Source organism: Sporosarcina sp. CAU 1771 (genome assembly GCF_054482775.1).
In genome coordinates this window covers 1-19,800 of the sequence record NZ_JBTLRN010000032.1, presented here as the reverse complement: position 1 = coordinate 19,800, position 19,800 = coordinate 1, and the positions used below count along the sequence as shown (strand labels likewise).

Sequence of the window (19,800 nt, the reverse complement as noted above, 5' to 3'; positions counted from 1 at the left end):
GGAGGAAATGAACATGCAAAAAGTACGTAAAGCAATCATACCAGCAGCGGGACTAGGTACACGTTTTCTACCCGCAACAAAAGCAATGCCAAAGGAAATGCTACCGATTGTCGATAAGCCAACGATTCAATACATTGTCGAAGAGGCAATCGCTTCAGGTATAGAGGATATTATTATCGTCACAGGTAAAGGCAAGCGTGCAATCGAAGATCATTTTGACAACAACTTTGAACTTGAAGAAAACTTAATGGAAAAAGAAAAGTTCGATTTACTAGATAAAGTAAAGCAATCCTCAAATGTAGACATTCACTACATTCGTCAAAAAGAACCTAAAGGACTTGGCCACGCAGTTTGGTGTGCACGAAAATTCATCGGCAATGAGCCATTTGCGGTATTGCTTGGCGATGATATTGTTCAGAGCGAAGTTCCTGGATTGAAACAATTGATTGATCAATACGAAGAAACCCATGCATCCGTAATTGGTGTGCAGACGGTTCCGGACGATGAAACAGATCGCTATGGGATTATTGAACCTTCGGGACAAGTTGGACGCAGATACGCGGTAGAAAACTTCGTCGAGAAACCTGCGCTTGGGACAGCACCTTCTAATTTGGCAATTATGGGTAGGTACGTACTGACACCTGAAATTTTCCGCATTTTAGATAAACAGGAAACGGGTGCAGGTGGGGAGATACAGCTCACGGATGCCATTCAACAGTTGAACCAAATTCAACGTGTGTTTGCTTATGACTTTGAGGGCAAGCGGTATGATGTTGGAGAGAAGTTGGGTTTTATTACGACTACGATAGAGTTTGCTTTGCAGAATGAAGAAGTTAAAGAGCAGTTGATGGCGTTTATGGAGCTAAAAGTGAAAGAGAGTAAAGTGAGTTTGTAGGATTTGATTTTAGGTGTGGTGCCTCAACGATTGGATAATTGAGCTACGCAACCTTGGGTTGCTAATGGTTTGATTGTTGAGGTATTACTGCATCATAGAATATTATTTTACCGTTAGTGCTTACATATAGAAAGTATCCTTCAAAGCCATTCTAATTTAGCTACTATATTAAAAGTTACTCAGGTTTGTAACGATTGCAGAAGAATTCTGTTTGGCTAGTTCCTTATGAGATGACTCAATTCCCCGGTAATGGAGGTGAGTAGTTTGAATTCAAAAGGATTGACATTAATCGAAGTACTTGCAGTTGTTGTTATATTAAGCATATTAGTATCGATCGGTTCAATAACAGTAAATCAAATCATTAAAAATTCAAAGGAAACAATCTGTTATGTAAATAGGGACAGCCTTGAGAAATCATATGAAACTGAGATTGCACTTACTGGTAAAGAACATTCGGACATAGATTTTAATCGTTTTCTTGATGATTTTGATGGGATTATTTGTCCGTTGGACGGAACCATTACCTATTTGAATGAAGAGGTTCACTGTTCGATTCATAAAGAGTTAGAGGAAGATGATGAAGATGAAGTACCTTATTTATAATAAGTAAAAGGTGATAGTTAGTCGTAGGTAGTTGTGGTGGCTAATACTTGGCGGGTCTATTTCGTTGAAAACTTTGTTTGAATGGCTATTGGGAAATGAGAATGTTATATAGACAGACACAAGATATAGTATGTAAAACCGTTGAAAAAACGAAACGATAGTACGATATGTAGATATTATCTATTGGGCATACTGGTGTTGGAAAGAGTATGGTTAGATAAAAAAGACACTTTTAGACCAGAAAAGTGACAGAAGGTTCTTGAAAACGTTGATATGACAAGGTTTATAACAACATAAAAAATGTTAATTTTATTAGGGCAAGTCAAGGTGTTGACTATCAAGCATAGATGACACGTTGAGAATCTTGCTAAATAAGGGTTTCAGGTACTTTTTGGTAGTAATTATAGATTGATTGAATGGTGTAGAAAAAAGAAAAGACTCGGTTCGAAGTCATAAAAAAATATAAAAATATTTATTATTTGTTGGATAGATTGAATAGGTATTACGGGTGACTATCGTAATAAGATAATGTTTTTGGTGGGTTAGTAGTTGGTTGGTAAGGTGAGTTCCAATTAAGTACTAATCTACTAAAGTACAGATTTTAAGGAGTGTTATATTCATGTATATGAAATTTAAAAGGTTTATAGATATCGTTCTTTCTTTAATTGGGCTTATAGTATTATCGCCAATTTTTATATTTTTAATTATTGCTATTAAACTTGATTCTAGGGGTCCAGTTTTATTCAAACAAAAGCGCATTGGAATCAATAAGACACATTTTAATATATTGAAATTCCGTACGATGAGAATAGATACGCCGAAGGACACCCCAACCCATTTACTAGAAGACCCAGATCAATATATTACTAAAATGGGTAAGTTTTTGAGAAAGACTTCACTTGATGAGCTCCCGCAAATTTGGAATATTTTTGTTGGTCAGATGAGTATTATTGGACCAAGACCAGCACTTTGGAATCAGTACGATTTAGTTGCTGCACGAGATAGATATGGTGCAAATGATATTTTACCTGGTTTGACCGGTTGGGCACAGATTAATGGTAGGGATGAAATACCTATTGAAGTTAAAGCCAAGTTTGATGGGGAGTATTTAAAAAAACTTAGTCTGTTTATGGACATTAGATGTTTCATCGGAACAATAGTGTATGTGTTAAAAGCCGATGGAGTTGTTGAAGGCAATGCAAGAATACAAAAAAAGTAATATTAATCTATAAAGATACTTTTATAAAAACTAATTCAATAAATGGAGTGAAAGAAATGAGAATACTAAAAAAAGTGAAGAAGCCATTGAAAATGATAGTGGAAAATTTTTGGTTTGAAAGTCCTTATATAGAGAAAAAAGTTAGTAGTCATCGTGAACACATGCAAAGTAAGTACAATTATGAAAATAACCCCACAATTATAAGTTCCAATTGTATCGGTGGGATTATATATAATAACTTGAATCACCAATTTTTGTCACCAACCGTTAATTTATTTATATCAAGTAAAGACTTTATTAAGTTTATCAATAACTTGAAAGTTTATCTTAATACAGAATTAACTTTTAAAGAAACTAGTAGTGGCGGGTATCCGATCGGATTACTAAATGATATCACAATACACTTTAATCATTATGAAAACTTTGATGAGGCAAAAGCAAAATGGGAAGATAGAGCAAAAAGAGTTGATTATAATAACCTGTACATAATGTTGCATGATAGGAATTTAGACTACGAAGATATAAAAGGAATAGGTTCAGTAAAATGCAAAAGATTAATTGTGTTTTCTGCAAAAAAGTACCCAGAGTTTGAATATGTTTACCAGTTTAAACGTTATGAAAGAATTGGTAAAGTTGGACAGTTTGTAATAAAAGACCTTGATGGTTTTAGAGAATTTGAGAAAACGTTCGATTATGTAGAATGGCTAAATGGGGGAAACAAACTTGAAAGAAAATCGCCCTTCTAAAAAGATATTGATTACTGGTATGAAAAGCTATATTGGTACTTCTTTAGAACGCTGGCTTCTAAAACAACCTGAAAAATACATTGTTGAAACAATAAATCTCAGAGATGACAAGTGGAAAGATACTTCATTCAGTAAATACGACGTAATTTTCCATCCAGTAGGGATAGCACATATAAAAGAAACGAATGAAAATATTTGCTTATACTATAAAGTTAATCGTGATCTTGCCATAGAAATTGCTATGAAAGCAAGGAATGATGGGGTTAAACAATTTATACTTTTAAGTTCCATGAGCGTTTATGGTATTGAATCAGGTATTATAGATGAAAATTCAAAGACAACTCCAAAAAGTCATTATGGAATATCTAAATTGCAAGCCGAGAATGCTATAATTGATTTAAGTAATGTTAACTTTTTGGTAGCGGTAATTCGTCCACCTATGGTTTATGGTAAAGACTGTAAAGGGAATTATCCAAAACTGTCTAATCTTGCATTAAAATCATTTACTTTCCCTAGTATTCATAATAGTCGTAGTATGATTTATATTGATAATTTGAGCGAATTAGTTAAGCTTTTAATTGATAATAACGATGGTGGATTATTTTTACCACAAAATGAAGAATATGTATGTACTACTGAGATGGTTTCCTTAATAAGGAAAGCTCATAATAAAAGATTATGGTCGATTAAGTTATTGAACCCATTAATAAAAGTACTAAAAAATAATACATTAAGTAAAGTCTTTGGTGATTTAGTATATAAAAAAAGCCTTTCAATTTATAAAGAAAATTATAGTGTATACGATTTTAAGTCATCTATATCTTTAACTGAAAGGAGAAATTTTAAATGACAATGGATTTAATTGAAAAACCATTTATTAGTATCATTATGCCAGCATACAATTGTGAAAATTTTGTTGAAGAATCCATACTATCTGTAATTAATCAGACTTATATTTTCTGGGAATTGATAGTGATTGATGATGGATCAATAGATAATACAAATCAGATAATACAAAACCTCGCATCTAGCAATGAAAGAATTCGTATCTTTAAAAATGAAAGCAATCGAGGGGTCTCTGAAACAAGAAATAAGGGGATTTCACTTGCAAAAGGAGAATGGATTGCCTTCTTAGACAGTGATGATATGTGGAAAGAAAAAAAACTTGAAAAGCAGATTTACCACGCTTTAAAAAAGGATGTCAGTTTCGTATTTACAGGATCATCTTACGTAGATGTTATAGGTAAGCCTTACAAGGGAGTCTTTGAAGTTCCGGAAGTAGTTACTTATAAGAAACTAAGAAAACATAATGTGATTTCTTGTTCTTCTGTATTAGCTAAGAAAACTCTTTTCAATAGTATAAAAATGGAAAGAGACGACTTGCACGAAGATTATGCTGTTTGGCTAAGAATTCTTAAACTAGGTGATAATGCATTGGGGATAAATGAGCCTCTTTTAATATATAGAATTTCCAAAAAATCAAAATCAGGTAATAAAATAAAGACAATTAAGATGACGTATAAAGTGTACAGATTTATTGGTATTAATCCAATAGCTTCTATTTACTTTATGACGAATCATATAATAAAATCGGTTTTCAAATATAAAAGGATAATGTATTAACTTCTTTGATCTTAAAATTAATTTTAAGATGTAACTGTCAACTAAATCATCAATTCATTATGTTTAAAGAGGTCATAGTATATGTCAAAAGTTAGAGTTTTACATGTTGTATCAAGTTTAAGTATTGGTAACGGAATTACAGGTGTAATTATGAATTACTATAGGAATATAGATCGAAGGATAATACAGTTTGATTTTCTTTACTTTGAGGATAGTATAGAGTCGCATAATAATGAAATAAACTCTCTTGGAGGAAGGACATTCAAAATTAATTCTCCTCGAATTAATAATTTTGTTTTTTATAAGAAATACTTAAATAAATACTTTCGTGATTTTAAGTTTAATTATAAAATTGTGCATTCGCATGAACTTGTTTTCCTTTCGTTAATTTCGTCGGCTTTAAGAAAAAATAATACTAAACATATTATCGCCCATAGTCATTCAGTTGCATACTCCTATCAGACCTTAAAAGCCCTAAGAAACTTTGTACTATCACTGCCGGTTAAGAGAATATCCGATAGCTTTTGTGCATGTTCAAAAGCATCTGCTAAGTTTTGGTTTGGTGAGGAATATGTAAGTAACGGTAGAGTAAATCTGGTGAAGAATGCTATAGAAACTGAAAAATTTTCATTTAATAAGAATGATAGAAATGAAGTTAGAAAAACGCTAGGATTAGAAAATAGTTTTGTTATAGGGCATGTCGGAAGACTTTCTAAAGAAAAAAACCAAATGTTTCTAATTGATGTCTTCCATGAAATCCACAAAAAGAGGCCAGATAGTAGATTGTTATTAGTGGGGGATGGACCTATGTATACAGAAATAAAAAGTAAAATTCAATCTTTCAATTTGGAAGACAAAGTAACTTTACTAGGGCAGAGAAGTGATGCAAATAAATTTTATCAAGCGATGGATGTTTTTGTGTTTCCATCAATTAGTGAAGGTTTAGGAATGGCTGCAATAGAAGCCCAGGTATCTGGTTTACAATGTATCATATCAAACACCATCACCAAAGAAGTTGATATTTTCAACTCGAAATTTGCATCATTAAAAGAGAATCCAAAAACATGGGCTGAAATAATACTGAAAGCAAATAATAATAGGGAAAATGCATACCAGTGTATTGAAGAGAGTGGATATCATATAACTAAGGAAGCTAGAAATTTAGAAATCTATTATAAAGATATAATCGAAGGTATTTATAAATAGCTTACCAAGGGAATATATATAGTGTGATCTGAAGAACTTTAATTGAAAGGAAAAAGTATAATGAAAAGTCTTATTAAATACCATGTGCGGAAAGCTTTGGTTAAGGATTGTTTAGTACCATTGTCCAAACTATTCTTGCCTTTTTATTCAGGAATAGGAAGTATAGTGATGTTTCATAGAGTTATTTCCAATGAAGAAAAATTAGTATGTGAGGATTTAGAAATTAAGAAAGACTTTTTGGAAAAGACAATAACTTATTTTTTGGAAAACAATTATAAAATCGTTTCTTTAGATGAAGCACATGAAATAATCAATAATAAAAAAAGTATCAATAAGAAGTTTATAGTTTTCACATTTGACGATGGATATTTAGATAATTATACTATTGCATATCCAATCTTTAAGAAGTACAATATTCCATTCACAATCTATGTCACAACAAGTTTTCCAGATAAAACAGCCAAACTATGGTGGTATGGTCTGAAGGATCTAGTTGAATATAATACGAAAATTAATTTTAGTTTCAATGAAAATAAGTACCATTTTTCAACGAAAACAATTGAGGATAAGAACCTAGCATATTTAGAAATCAGAAGTTTGATATTGAGCGTAGATGACTTAAACCTTGATAATTTATTTAATATTATTTTCGTTCGTAATGGCATTGTTTTAAAAAACTACGTTGAAAAATTAGCTATGAGTTGGTCACAAATTAAAGAGTTATCAGAAGACGAGATTGTTACAATTGGGGCTCATACAATCAACCACTATAATTTAAGAAATTTGGATGAAGAAAAGTTAAGAAATGAAATTGTTGGTTCCAAAGATCGAATACAATCACATATTAAAAAAGAAGTAGAACATTTTGCATATCCTTTTGGCTCAAGAAATGAAGCAAGCAGTAGAGAGTTTGAATTAATTAAAAAACTAGGTTTTAAAACAGCCACTACTACGAGATGCAGTAATATATTTGAAGGTCATAATTCACATCAAAATATTTTACCCAGAATTACAATTAGTCCTTATACAGAAACACCTTATATAGAACACTATAGTAAAGGTTTAATACCTGCTATAAGAAATAAATTTAAAAGGGTAGTAACAGATTGATTATGCAGTAAGTAGTCATAATATAGTTACAAATAATGGGTGTACATAGTCTATGATTAACGATTTATCATAGTGGGATAAAAAAATGGGTTACTTTATCATATTTAATTATTATGTGATATAACTATTAGTATTTATGAACCTACGGAGTTGAAAAAAATGAAGAAAATTTTAATTTTAGCTAATGAAAATGAAAGAGCAGCTGTTTCGTGTTTAAGATCTTTAGAACATGCTGATGTAGATATATATATAGCTTTTTCTGAAAGAAGAATTAAAAACTATATAACTTTTAAAAGTTATATAAGTAAAGATATATATTATTATAGTAATAAATCAAAAGATCAATTCATAAATTCATTGTTAAATATCCAAAAGAGAATTGGTGATTTCTTTTTATTTAATTTTGGAGATTCAATAACGAGATGGTCTATAGAAGAAAGAAAAAAGCTGGCATTAAACGGAGTCGATATAAAATCACCCAACTTATCATCATTTGATTTAATGCTAAATAAACATTCCTTCATTGAATGTTGTCTGAAATATCAATTGGATGTTCCATTAGAAATAGCTGCGGAAATTTATCTTAAAAATAATTTTAAAGATAAGTTTGTCATAAAGGCAAAACTTAATGAAGAAACCTATGACGATTCGATATTAAAATCACCATTACTTATAGAAAACAAAAAGTCCTGGATTAGATTGAAGAATAAAAAAATTAATATCGAAAAACATTTTGTACAAGAATATATAGAAGGCCCAAGTATTTATTATTGCGCGCTATATAGTTCAGGATATAAAGTTACTCACTTTGTTCAAAAAAACGTCGTCCAACAACCAGGGGGGAAGTCTGTTATAAAAGCTGTTCCAAGTCAATTGCCCGAAAGAATAATCGATAGAATTGATAATATGATGTTAGACATGGATTGGGAAGGCATTATGATGATTGAATTCAAAGAGTTAAATGGAAAATTTTACGCTATTGAGTGTAATCCGAGACTATGGGGTCCATTGCAGTTAGCAATTGACAATGGAATAGACTTTCCGAGCAGTATTGTGGATAATAATACTCAGCCAAAATCTATTAATGATACTAACGATTATGGATATCTATGGATGAATGGTTTTTTGTTGGGAGTTTTATATATGTTTCAAACAAAAACGAAGTTTCAAATACATTCTCACAAACAAAATAAAAAACTTATTTATAAAGATGTTTGGGTTAGAAGGGATACCTTTTTATATTCAATTTTAGAATTTCCTATCATGTTACTTGAGCGTATAAAAAAATAAACACGAATGAACAGTATAATATATATTAAATCGTTTATAAGAATGTGACGAATAATAATTAGGATTAATATTTCGCCAACCGATAGTCATTTTATGAAAAAAAGAATTATAAAAAGAAAAGTATACTTTTCTTTTTATAAATTATAGAGGTGCTTAAATGTGGCTGTTTTACAGTATAGTAATATATATGTTATTAACTTCTTTAATATTTGTAGTAATAGGAAGAAATAAAGTCGCTTCAATAGTATATCTAATTGCAAATATTAGTTTGTTAGCTTTCTTGGCTATGTTTAGATCGGTGGATATAGGAAACGATACTAAAACTTATGTAAATTTGTTTTATAAAATTTCTAGCGGAACTGAGTTGTCTGTTTACTCCTCGAGATTTGAGATAGGTTATTTATTCTTAAATAAGATATTAGGTTTTATATCTTCTAATCATCAAATACTGTTAATAGTAACCAGTTTATATATTTTTATTATTTTAGGTAGATTTATTTATAAGTATTCAAAGATTCCATGGTTGAGTATATTTTTATTCTTTGCTTTAAGATATTACGATATATCGCTTAGTGGTGTAAGACAAATGCTTGCGATAGCAACTATATTACTTGCTTATGACTTTATTGTTAAGAAAAAGCCAGTAAAGTTTATCCTAATTATGATAGTTGCTACTTCATTTCATACCGCGGCATATTTATTCCTATTAGCATATCCAATATCAAAACTTAAGCTTAATAAAAAACTAGTCCTTAGAACTTCGGTGATATCAATAATATTATTTGCAAATTTAGATAGAATTCTAAATGCTGTTCTTATATATTTCCCAAGGTATTACTCCTATGTTTACAATGATACTGGTAATGATGAAGGAATAAAAGTAGCAACATTGCTTGGTTTACTAGTAACTATTACAATTTTATTTGTTTGTGAAATTCTCAATAAAACCCTAACCCTTAAAAAGAGATTAATTAATAAGATTGAAGATGTCGAATCTTTAAAGAATCAGCAAGATCAAATACAGTCTATATTCTTACTTCTATCATGTGCAATAATGGTAGTTGCCTTGAAAGTGGATATACTGTATCGATTTGAAAATATATTTAGTATCTTTGCAATTATATATCTACCGAATTCTATTATTAAAATTTCAGATAAATACCTAAGAACTATTACGATTATGATAACCGCATCTTTATTCTTTATACATATATTCGCCATTCAGGTATTAAGACCAGAATGGCAAAACACTTATCCATTCACCTTCTTTTGGAATAAATAAGTAATGGAGAATGCTTATTTATCTTTTCTATCAAAAACTTAATAGCGATAAAAGAGGTTGTTAGAAATGAATGAAAAATTATGCGGATGGAAGTTCCATCCTATTTAAGGAGACGGAAATGAAAAAAGTTTTATTAATTAATCAAGGTAAAAGTAATGAAAACTTGGGTGATAAAGCTATAGCTGAAATATTTCAGAAAGTTTTAATAGAAAATGAATGTTTAGTTGAGCTTGCAGGCTTTAGTCAAACTAAAGTTGTTTCAATGTCAAATATAGATGTAAATTCTAGAAATAGTAATAGAGAAAAATTACGTTCAAAATTGAAGAAATACATCCCAAGTTTTTTTGTTTGGTTATTAAAATACAAAGCTATGATTAAAAAAGAATTCGATGACGTTACAAAAAATAATACCTATGACATAGTGATTATTGGTGGTGGACAACTATTGAAATCCAAGTCTGTATTTGTGTATGCTCTTCTTAGCTGGTACCAATTACTTAGGAAAAATCTGAAATGCCCAATTGTTATAGCTGGAGTTGGAGCCGATACCAATTTTTCTAAATTAGAAACTATAATATATAAATATATACTAACTAAAGTTGATGATATTTATGTGAGGGATCTACGGTCAATTAATATACTAAAAGATAAATTTAATGTTGATGCAAAGTATTTTCCTGATATTGTTCTTTATGATTTAAACATCAAAGATGTTGATGTTTCTAAATATACTAGAAATAAACTTTTAGTCTCAGTATTTGCTTATAACTCATATGTAAATAATGTTGGAATAGGTATTAGTAAACTAGAATATTATAGATTATGGCTTAACTTGATAAATGAAAATATGGAAGAAAACTTGGAGATAATTTTGGGCTATACTGCAATAGGAGATAAAAAAGAAACCCTTGATTTTGCAAATTACTTAAAGGAAAATACAAGTTTTAACTTCATAATAGTGAATAATGATGAACTGCCACATTATATTGAAACATTGAAGAATACAAAAAAAATGATATCCGGTAGAATGCATGGAATGCTACTGGGTCTTAATTATGGATGTGAAGTAATACCTTTTGTAGTGTCTCCAAAAGTAGAGACATTCAAAAGAGAATGGATTGATTCCAATATTGATGTCGAGAAGATACGAAATGATATTCGTCAATCAATCAATAATATATTAAAATTGTCAATTTAAAATATCTAATTATACTACAAATTTCACTAAAGGGGATTAACTATTTATAGAGGTTTAACTAGAATCTTATGAAACTTAGGAATTAAGAAGACCAGAGGTGTTCTATGAAAAGAACGGCATTACTTTTAATAGTATTAACAATCATAGCAAAATTTATAGGTTTTGGTAGAGAAATTACTCTTGCCTACTTTTATGGAACATCAAGTACCAGTGATGCCTATTTAATAGCATTAATTATTCCGACCGTTATTTTTGCTTTTATTGGTAGTGCAATATCTACTAGTTATATACCGATTTATAATAAAATACAAAAAAGTCAAGACACCAGTAAAGCGAATTGGTTTACTAATAACTTAATAAATATAGTAATTACTCTCTGTTCTATACTAATTACCATTGTATTAATATTTCCGGAACCGATAGTTAGAGTATTCGCATCTGGATTTGATGAATCAACTCTGAAATTAGCTGTTAGTTTTACTAGGATTAGTATATTCGGAATCTACTTTATAGGGTTAGGTTATGTAATGAAAAGTCTTTTGCAGATAAAAGGTAACTTCACGATTCCTGCATTGACAGGACTGCCTATGAATATTGTTATAATAATGTCAATTTATTTTAGTAGTGTCGGAAATATAATGTATTTAGCATTAGGGCTTGTTGTAGGTATGTTTGCTCACTTTATATTTATGGTTCCTTCTGTTTATAAAATTGGATTTAAATATAAACCTGTTATTGATATAAATGATCCCCAAATAAAAGAGATGGTATTTATCACAATCCCTGTTCTTTTAGGGGTGGCAGTGAATGATATAAATAAGATAATTGATAAAACGATAGCATCACAAGTAACTACTGGTGCAATATCTGCCTTAACCTATGCTAATACTTTTAATAATGTAATACAAGCTATATTTGTTCTATCAATATCTACGGCGATGTATCCTTTAATTTCAAAAATGTCTGTCGAGGGAAATGCTAAGGGGCTTAAAAAGTCAGTATCAGAGGCTATTAGTTTAATAAACTTATTAGTCATTCCAGTGACAATTGGAACAATGATATTTGCTGAGCCAATAATAAGATTATTATATGGAAGAGGATCATTTGGTGAAGATTCTATTTTAATGACCTCAGGAGCTTTATTCTTTTATTCTATAGGAATGTTAGGTATAGGAATGCGTGAAGTTCTTTCAAGACCATTTTACGCCATGCAGGATACAAAAACACCAATGATTAATGCTACAATTGGAGTAGTGTTGAATATAATATTGAACATAATATTATCAAGATATTTAGGTATTGGAGGAATTGCTTTAGCAACTAGTATTTCGGCATTTGCAACAACGGGATTGATGTTTATAAGCCTAAAGAAAAAAATAGGTTCATTTGAAAACAAACAAATTATTTCACCATTAGTAAAAATCATAATTGCATCATTAGTGATGGGGTTGTTGGCTAAACTTACCTTTAACTATTTGGCTGCCAACATTGGTCAAAATCTATCTGTAACAATTTCCATTGTAATTGGTGCTCTTGCGTACTTTTTGCTTATTTACTTAATGGGGGTACAGGATATTATTGTTATAGTAAATGTAATAAAAAAGAAAATTAGTAAGAATAACTTATCAGATAAGTTATAATCTTAATGGTATGTCCTATGTAAAAAGTATTATTCCTGCACTCGTGATTCAACATCAAAGCGGGAAGCTAAGTTGGAATACTAAATGTGGTCATTTAGCAATGTGCTTCGATTCTCTACGGTTTGGGAAAAAATAAAGAACTATTAAATAATTAAATTCAAGTACCAGTATGAGCCAATACACTACAATTACATAAAAACTTAAAGAAGATACTGATTATATAAAAACTTGCCAATATCCTCATGGATTTTTATCGTAAGCGTAAAATAGGAGTGCACAATTTTACGCTTACGTTCAACCGAAACTATAATTTTACGGATATAAATCAGCCGTTAGCCTTAGGTAAATTTGTGTACCTCTTAGATCAACATGCCTTAGAAATAGAAAAGGTTAGGGAAGAAGGTTTGTAATATATTCTTCATTTTAGTCCCATTTTTTCAAGCAATGAACGGGGAAAGTCTGCTGAAGTCATGAAGTCATCTTCCCTTTCCGCTGTGGGAAAACGCAAAAAGAGAAGTAGAGTTTAATGATCTAGATTGTGCTAGTTTAGAAATAACGCAAGAATATGTTTAGGTGAGAATGGAAGCAAAAAAAGTCAAAGAACAGATATTGTCTCAAGCTTTGATGTATAAGAAAGATTACGCGACTTCTCCGCTACCAAAAGTGAATTTAGTTACAAATAGATCTATACTTGAATCAATTTCATAATTCAGAGCCCTTGGGGCTCAAGGCTTTCCAGACGTAAAAAATAGAGCACCTCTCCAAATTCTGTATAATGTTAGTTACCACACAAACACAACAGACTGGAGAGATGCCCCTGTGTCCATTGTACGACAACAAAGCTTTTTTGACACCCAAGAACTCTACAAGATGGAACCTACCCATCGTTTTAACGCTATTTTTTCAACGATAAACCTTGAACCTATTTGGAGTTTGTTCAATAAAAATACAAATGTTGGTGCGCCGAGAGAATTAAATTATGGTGCTATGGTCTATTCATTAATCGCTCGTGTGGTGGAGCGAATTGTGACGATAAAAGATCTTGTAAAACGTCTTGAAGATGATCCTTTTTCCCGTTTTAATTGTGGTTTTCTACATGCGGACACTTTGCCATCAGAATCTTCTTATTCACGTATGATTCGGCTCATTAGCGAATCGGATGCGATGGCGCGTGTTCATGATGAGCTCATTTTACTTGCGATTGATGAAGATCACATTACTGAAGAAAACATTGTCATTGATGCAACTCATTTCGAAGCTCGAGATCGTGCTAAGGCAGCCGAAAAGGAAGAGAAGCCAGCACCTAAAAAGCGTGGCCGCAAGCCAAAAGCAGAACGTGAACAATGGCTAAAAGACAGAAAAACTGTAGAAGATGCACGTCCAATTTACGAAAAGGAAATTGTGCATCAGCTATCTGAGTCCGCGGAAACATTGTACAAGGAGGCTCCGATTCATCCAAGATGGGGAATCAAGAAAAACAGCAATGGTAAAAACACCTTTTGGTTTGGTTTTAAGGCTCATTTAGCTGTCAGCACGAAAAGCCAATACATCGTTGCAGGATTGATGACATCCGGTAATCTGAACGACGGAAAAGCTGCCATTCCATTACTTAAGAAAATTGAGCAATATTTACCTGCACAATTTAATGCCGGCCTTTTCGATGCAGGCTATGATTATGAGCCGATTTATCGGCAGTTAAGCAATCAGAATCTGCAAGCTGTCATTCCATACAATCGTCGTAACGAAGGTGAATTCATCGGTTATGATAAGCACTTCGCACCGACATGTGTCTTGGAGCATTCTTATCGTTACGATAGTTTCGATTTGAAGTTTAGGTCACTTAAATATACACATCCGAAAGAATGTGGAACCTGTCCTTTACAACACGATTCGCTATGTCAAAAAACCTATAAAATTAGACAATCAACAGACATGCGAAAGTATACTTTCCCCGCAAGGGGTTCGAAAAAGTGGGATGAACTATACAAAGAACGTACCGCTGTAGAACGCGTTAATGCATACTTAAAAGAATTTTTCGGGCTCAATAATGTTCGTCATTGCACTGGAAAGAAGGCGAAGCTTCACTTCCAATTGGTTACGCTTGTTTATAATGCTTCAAAATTAGCCGCGGATCGAATCAAGGTCGCTATCGAGCAACACTCGTTACAAGCTTCTTAATAAAATCATTTTTCATTTTTAAAAAATCAAAAAGTCTTCAAGGGGCTATTCTGGTTATTTTTAAAATCGTCAATTATGAAATTGATTCACTTGTTTAATCTAAATGAAATGATTCAAGTTTTTAATTGACAAAAACATAAATTCCACGTATTTGTAACATGAAGGAGGTGTTATAGTGAAAAATAATCGTGTGAGACTTAGAAATATAACTTTATTGCAAAGTTTCGGAATTGTTTTGGTGGTACTAGGACATTCTTTTCCACAGGAAAACATTCCAGGTATAGCATCATGGATTAATAGTTTTATTTATAGTTTTCACATGCCGTTATTTATGGCTTTGTCAGGTTATTTATTTATTTACTCAGGAGGAGTTAAAAATAAATATATCAGTTTTATTAATGTTAAGTTTAAGAGATTAATAATTCCATACATAGTTTTGAGCTCTATTGCTTTTATTCCAAAAGTTATATTATCAAAGTATGCAATGAGACCCATAGAGTTGAACCTAAATAATTTCATTAGAAATTTATTCATTCCCGAAGAAAATGTGATAATATTTTTTTGGTTCTTACCTACTTTGTTTTTAATTTTCTTAATTAGTCCTGTGTTTTTAAGAGCTTTAACTAATAAGTATTATGTTTTAGCACTTACATTGACATTAGCCCTAGCTAACGTCTTAAATCCCTTTGTTAATATCAAGCATTTTGGTTTGAATTATGTAGTTTTTTATTTAATATATTTCTGGTTAGGCTGTATGACTGCTAAATATTATGAAAATATTAAGTTTTATATAAATAAAAATTATGTATTAGTTATAGTTTTACTCATTATTGTATTGGCTGCTTTTTATAATTATAATTCAAGCGTTATTAAACTTATTCTAGCCGTAGTAGGTATTGTCATGTCATTTTCCTTTGTGAATTTATTAGATAAAAACAACGTGAATCTTATAAATTACATTGATGGTTATTCGTATCAAATATACCTACTTTCTTGGTTCTTTCAAACGTTCTTCATGATATTATTTAGTAATGCATTTGATTTTAATTATTGGATAACGCCATTATTTATGTTCTCAGGAGGATTGATTTTACCTGTATTTATTGCAAAAACAGTAAATAAATACTTCTCCAAATTTAATTTTTTACTAGGTATGAGAAATCAATAAGATTAAATCTCAGGTACCTGTAGACACTATTCAGACAATATCCTGCAATTGCATAAAAATTGAAAGAGGACACCGACTATTGATGTGCACCCCAAAAGTTAGAGTTAAAAATCTAACCTTTGAGGTGTTTTATTTTGGCTAAATATAGCGATGAACTGTAGTAAGCCCGAATTATAAAAGCAAGCGCACCTTTACGGTACGCATGACAAATAGCCGTCTATGACGATTTTTCAAATCGAATAGGCGGCTTATTTTATGGTGTGCTGCATGTTTGCTGGATTGTCTTTGACCATGGTAAATACTGATCTAAAAGTTCAGGTTGTTGATGGATATCCAAATTCGGCAAATCTGTTAGCAATTTTTTTAGGTATTCATAGAAATCGATGCCATTACTCTTCGTAGTCTCTGCAAGACTTAAACAAATAGCGTTTGCATTGGCCCCAGCTTCACTAACGGAATGCATCCAGTTTTTTCTGCCGATTACATTGGGACGGATGGCATTTTCGGCGGGGTTATTATCGATTTCAATCCGACCATCTGACAAAAATGCTTGTAATCCATCTACCCTTTTCAACGTATACTCTGCCGCTTTCGCAAGTGCACTTTTACCAAAGAAGGGTGATGAATCTATCCATTGAAAGAACTCCTTCACAATTGGCCCCGAATACTTTTTACGCATTTTTCAGCGTTTACCCGGCGCTAGTTTTTTGAATTCCCGTTCCAATCTGTACAGTTTATCGCAATAATCCACACCGATTTGGCCGTTTTTGCTATCCGCTTTTAACCAATAACGTCGAACATGGGCCCAACAGTTGGCAAACGTAACATTTGGCAGGTTTCCATAAGCGGAATATCCATCACACACCATCGTTCCCTTAAATCCTTGCGTGAAAGTCTCTAATACTGATCTTGCACGAGATTAAATTTCAGGTACCTGTGCTAGACACTATTCAGACAATAAACTACAATTGCATAAAATAATTAGTGGATATCGACTATATAATGCTTTTTCGATATCCCTTTGGTTTATTATCCAGAGTGATGAATTGTTATAAATCAGTCGCACACAGGTACCTTTTACGAAATCCAAACGCGTACAGGTTGCTTTCAAAAGTAATTAGAGGTTCTGCCAGTATGACAACGTACTTACTTGATGAATAAATGAAGATCCTTCTCAGCCATTTCCCCACCATACTCCTCTAGATAAACAATAGTTCTTTACTGGTCATTTGAAGTACCTTCTCTGCGAATAATGTCGCACTTTTTTCATTGGGTAGAGAAAAAGCTGCAATTTCGGATTTAAGTACAATATTGTTAAATTCGTTAGTAAACATATAAAGTCTAACGATGTTGCTTTGCGTAACATCGTTATGAACCATGACAGCGATTAATTTCAGGTACCTGTGCAAGACACTATTCAGACAATACACTACAATTGCATAAAAATTGAAAGAGGACACCGACTATATAGAAATTTGTCGATGTCCTCTTGGGTTCTTATCCATAAGTCATGAATAGTCATAATTGGACCTGACACAGGTACCTTTCACTAAATTGCATCAGATAAATCTTTGGTTGCTCGTCTTTTGTACTTATGTACAATTCAATTCGTCATACGTCGCATCTTTCGTATTTGCTATGAATACGAGGCGTTGGTCTACCGTTCACCTACTGGAGAGGACGACGATTTCCCATCGTGAAATCATATCCGTTTTGAATCATTAACAGCTCAAATGCGGTTAGGCCGGACAGTCGATCTGCAAATGCAATCGCATCTTTATGAGTTGAGAATGCGAATGCCTCAAGTTCGACGTCGACAATAAATTGATTGTTTTCTCTCTTCATCATATACACCCTGACAACATGGCTAACCAGATTCTCTTTCATCTTATGAATCATGACCAACACTCTTGCGTCGATCATATCCGGACAAATAAAAATTTCATGAATCAGCATATCTTTTTGAAGACTATCCGGCAACACAACATTATCATTCTCCTCGTACATTAAAATCCCCCGCAATTCCTTTGTATTTAGACCATTAATTAAATAGTCTAATAATTATTATCTCATAAATATGGAAAAATGGTAGGTAAATATGAATGTTATTGTGGATTATTTTTACAATTCATTGATTCCATTGGTTTATATTAGATTAGTGTCAGGTACCTGTGCTAGACACTATTCAGATAAATTTCAGGTGCCTGTGCTAGACACTATTCAGACACTCGGCGGGTAATTTTTATGCATTAATGTTTTAACACCTTAATAGGTTGAAGTTTAATTAGTCGAAGCAGAACTCCTCAAATCCTTCCTCCTTCAAAATAATGATACTTGTCTCTATATCTAAATGAATAGGTTTAAATTGAATATATTGCTCAGCTAGTTCACGAAAATCCATAACTATCGAGTATTTGGTAATAGGTTTATCGTAAACAGCAAGCCTACCAAACCTTAGAAGAAGTTGTTGCCTGCCCATCCCCATTCCCACTGGATACTTACTTACATCTCTTCTATAAAGGAAATCAATATGCCATATTTCCTTCCCCTTCGTTGCAACAATATCTCCGACAGACCCACGACTATGACGTTCAATATTATACCCCTGTGAAATTAGACTAGGAGTTATATGTCTGATTGCTCTTTCCTCAAATTCTTTAATATCCGCCAAGTGTTGAAATCTATCATCTTTATTTACCACTTTCATTTCAAAAGCAGATTCTCCAGTATAATCTTTCGTCAAATCAGTAAAAAATACAGGCCTTACTTCCAATGCTTCCGATAATGCGAAGATTTTATCATATGGAAGATTTTTAATTCCGCCCGTTTCATATCGCTGTAGGGAGGATTTGCTAATCCCCGTCTTATCCGCCAAGTCTTGATACGTCATATTTAAAAAGAGACGTCTTTCTTGTAAACGTCTTCGTAGTATTTCTTGATCAACCTTACCCATTTCATTTTCCTTCATAATATTGCCCTCCACATTCTTATTACAATCATATTATAAGTCACTAAAATCTCTCTTGCAACTTTTTATTTAAGTTGCGCATTTGGGATTGACGTAAATATTGTGTCTTAGTATAATATGAATTATTAGAAATATTTATATGTTCCTATTTCCCAAATTTGCACTATTTTTATTTTGTTGCATGTGTAGTTAAAGGGTAATGTGACAATAGGGAAAGATAGAATATTTGTATTTCCACTATACAGAACGTGCGTTCTTGTGTAGAATATACTTGAGAAGTACCTTTGTATAAAACGATTTCAACACTGTTGGGAGGATATCAAATGGTAAAAGTAGCGATGTTAACAAGAGTGGAATGTCCTGTGTGTAGTCATAGACTAATGGATAAAGGGAAGGAAGCTGCCGGACCTGTACAAGCGAAGTGCACAAGATGTAAGCGTGTTTGGGAAGTTGAACTCGCTACAAATGCATTCAAACAAGTAGGCGGAAAATTTAAAACGAGACGAAAAGGGGATAACGATTCACCATGTGTGTTTTGCAAGAAGAAAGTGCATAAGTTTGCAATAAAAAATACACAAGCTTGCCAGCCTTCATTTTCAATCTTATTTATTACGTGATAAAGCGTTTGTTACTCTAAAACTATCTCCAGTAAAATTCAAAATATGAGCGTGATG

The 19,800-nt window shown here is 32.1% G+C and carries 17 protein-coding genes and 1 pseudogene; 15 read left to right on the top strand and 3 right to left on the bottom strand.

All coding sequences use genetic code 11. The features are described 5' to 3' along the window. Window positions 1-13: 13 nt before the first annotated feature. From galU to ACXYMX_RS15465, 14 genes are all read left to right on the top strand, one after another. Window positions 14-895: a UTP--glucose-1-phosphate uridylyltransferase GalU gene (gene galU, locus ACXYMX_RS15530; protein WP_459045152.1), complete on the top strand. Its 882-nt coding sequence runs from the start codon at window positions 14-16 to the stop codon at window positions 893-895. A gap of 264 nt (window positions 896-1,159) precedes the next feature. Continuing rightward, window positions 1,160-1,498, top strand: coding sequence for a type II secretion system protein (locus tag ACXYMX_RS15525; protein ID WP_459045151.1), 339 nt, complete (start codon window positions 1,160-1,162; stop codon window positions 1,496-1,498). A gap of 619 nt (window positions 1,499-2,117) precedes the next feature. Further along, on the top strand, window positions 2,118-2,717 hold the full coding sequence (locus ACXYMX_RS15520) for a sugar transferase (protein ID WP_459045150.1): 600 nt from the start codon (window positions 2,118-2,120) through the stop codon (window positions 2,715-2,717). 56 nt (window positions 2,718-2,773) lie between these two features. Continuing rightward, window positions 2,774-3,463, top strand: a complete 690-nt coding sequence (locus ACXYMX_RS15515; protein ID WP_459045149.1) for a DUF1919 domain-containing protein — start codon at window positions 2,774-2,776, stop codon at window positions 3,461-3,463. Beyond that, entirely contained in the window at window positions 3,441-4,313 is an 873-nt protein-coding gene (locus ACXYMX_RS15510; RefSeq protein ID WP_459045148.1) for an NAD-dependent epimerase/dehydratase family protein, read from the top strand. The genes ACXYMX_RS15515 and ACXYMX_RS15510 overlap by 23 nt, the downstream gene beginning before the upstream one ends. Next, window positions 4,310-5,086, top strand: a complete 777-nt coding sequence (locus ACXYMX_RS15505) for a glycosyltransferase family 2 protein (protein WP_459045147.1) — start codon at window positions 4,310-4,312, stop codon at window positions 5,084-5,086. Before ACXYMX_RS15510 ends, ACXYMX_RS15505 begins: the two co-directional genes overlap by 4 nt. 81 nt (window positions 5,087-5,167) lie before the next feature. After that, complete coding sequence (locus tag ACXYMX_RS15500; protein WP_459045146.1) at window positions 5,168-6,292, top strand: glycosyltransferase family 1 protein; 1,125 nt, start codon at window positions 5,168-5,170, stop codon at window positions 6,290-6,292. 60 nt (window positions 6,293-6,352) lie between these two features. Then, the gene (locus ACXYMX_RS15495; protein WP_459045145.1) at window positions 6,353-7,402 is read left to right on the top strand and encodes a polysaccharide deacetylase family protein; all 1,050 of its coding nucleotides are present in this window, start codon (window positions 6,353-6,355) and stop codon (window positions 7,400-7,402) included. A gap of 159 nt (window positions 7,403-7,561) precedes the next feature. Then, on the top strand, window positions 7,562-8,692 hold the full coding sequence (locus ACXYMX_RS15490; protein ID WP_459045144.1) for a hypothetical protein: 1,131 nt from the start codon (window positions 7,562-7,564) through the stop codon (window positions 8,690-8,692). A 157-nt stretch (window positions 8,693-8,849) separates the two neighbouring features. After that, complete coding sequence (locus ACXYMX_RS15485; protein WP_459045143.1) at window positions 8,850-9,974, top strand: EpsG family protein; 1,125 nt, start codon at window positions 8,850-8,852, stop codon at window positions 9,972-9,974. A 118-nt stretch (window positions 9,975-10,092) separates the two neighbouring features. Next, window positions 10,093-11,172 carry a polysaccharide pyruvyl transferase family protein gene (locus ACXYMX_RS15480; RefSeq protein WP_459045142.1) on the top strand — a complete coding sequence of 360 codons (1,080 nt, stop codon included), beginning with the start codon at window positions 10,093-10,095 and terminating at the stop codon, window positions 11,170-11,172. A gap of 104 nt (window positions 11,173-11,276) precedes the next feature. Continuing rightward, a complete protein-coding gene (gene murJ, locus ACXYMX_RS15475; RefSeq protein WP_459045141.1) occupies window positions 11,277-12,812 on the top strand; it encodes a murein biosynthesis integral membrane protein MurJ in 1,536 nt (511 codons plus the stop codon). 819 nt (window positions 12,813-13,631) lie between these two features. After that, complete coding sequence (locus ACXYMX_RS15470) at window positions 13,632-14,990, top strand: transposase (protein WP_459045140.1); 1,359 nt, start codon at window positions 13,632-13,634, stop codon at window positions 14,988-14,990. A gap of 175 nt (window positions 14,991-15,165) precedes the next feature. Continuing rightward, window positions 15,166-16,158 (top strand): acyltransferase family protein, encoded by a 993-nt coding sequence (locus ACXYMX_RS15465; protein WP_459045139.1) that lies wholly within the window; start codon window positions 15,166-15,168, stop codon window positions 16,156-16,158. 253 nt (window positions 16,159-16,411) lie between these two features. On the opposite strand, the pseudogene tnpC reads toward ACXYMX_RS15465, so the two are convergent. The 3 genes and pseudogenes from tnpC to ACXYMX_RS15450 all read right to left on the bottom strand — a co-directional run. Further along, window positions 16,412-17,077 (bottom strand): annotated as a pseudogene (gene tnpC / locus ACXYMX_RS15460) (IS66 family transposase); the annotation flags it as partial. A gap of 749 nt (window positions 17,078-17,826) precedes the next feature. Further along, complete coding sequence (locus ACXYMX_RS15455; protein WP_459045138.1) at window positions 17,827-18,165, bottom strand: hypothetical protein; 339 nt, start codon at window positions 18,163-18,165, stop codon at window positions 17,827-17,829. 277 nt (window positions 18,166-18,442) lie between these two features. Further along, the gene (locus ACXYMX_RS15450) at window positions 18,443-19,126 is read right to left on the bottom strand and encodes a helix-turn-helix domain-containing protein (RefSeq protein ID WP_459045137.1); all 684 of its coding nucleotides are present in this window, start codon (window positions 19,124-19,126) and stop codon (window positions 18,443-18,445) included. Between the two features lie 323 nt (window positions 19,127-19,449). On the opposite strand from ACXYMX_RS15450, the gene ACXYMX_RS15445 reads away from it, so the two are divergent. Continuing rightward, window positions 19,450-19,743 (top strand): hypothetical protein, encoded by a 294-nt coding sequence (locus tag ACXYMX_RS15445; protein ID WP_459045136.1) that lies wholly within the window; start codon window positions 19,450-19,452, stop codon window positions 19,741-19,743. Window positions 19,744-19,800 lie beyond the last annotated feature (57 nt).

Bases quoted from the DNA above. Each gene is read 5' to 3' on its own strand.
- ACXYMX_RS15480 (WP_459045142.1), top strand. From the start codon at position 10,093: ATGAAAAAAGTTTTATTAATTAATCAAGGTAAAAGTAATGAAAACTTG.
- ACXYMX_RS15450 (WP_459045137.1), bottom strand. From the start codon at position 19,126: ATGAAGGAAAATGAAATGGGTAAGGTTGATCAAGAAATACTACGAAGA.
- ACXYMX_RS15485 (WP_459045143.1), top strand. From the start codon at position 8,850: ATGTGGCTGTTTTACAGTATAGTAATATATATGTTATTAACTTCTTTA.
- murJ (WP_459045141.1), top strand. From the start codon at position 11,277: ATGAAAAGAACGGCATTACTTTTAATAGTATTAACAATCATAGCAAAA.
- galU (WP_459045152.1), top strand. From the start codon at position 14: ATGCAAAAAGTACGTAAAGCAATCATACCAGCAGCGGGACTAGGTACA.
- ACXYMX_RS15520 (WP_459045150.1), top strand. From the start codon at position 2,118: ATGTATATGAAATTTAAAAGGTTTATAGATATCGTTCTTTCTTTAATT.
- ACXYMX_RS15455 (WP_459045138.1), bottom strand. From the start codon at position 18,165: ATGTACGAGGAGAATGATAATGTTGTGTTGCCGGATAGTCTTCAAAAA.
- ACXYMX_RS15500 (WP_459045146.1), top strand. From the start codon at position 5,168: ATGTCAAAAGTTAGAGTTTTACATGTTGTATCAAGTTTAAGTATTGGT.
- ACXYMX_RS15505 (WP_459045147.1), top strand. From the start codon at position 4,310: ATGACAATGGATTTAATTGAAAAACCATTTATTAGTATCATTATGCCA.
- ACXYMX_RS15495 (WP_459045145.1), top strand. From the start codon at position 6,353: ATGAAAAGTCTTATTAAATACCATGTGCGGAAAGCTTTGGTTAAGGAT.
- ACXYMX_RS15490 (WP_459045144.1), top strand. From the start codon at position 7,562: ATGAAGAAAATTTTAATTTTAGCTAATGAAAATGAAAGAGCAGCTGTT.
- ACXYMX_RS15515 (WP_459045149.1), top strand. From the start codon at position 2,774: ATGAGAATACTAAAAAAAGTGAAGAAGCCATTGAAAATGATAGTGGAA.
- ACXYMX_RS15445 (WP_459045136.1), top strand. From the start codon at position 19,450: ATGGTAAAAGTAGCGATGTTAACAAGAGTGGAATGTCCTGTGTGTAGT.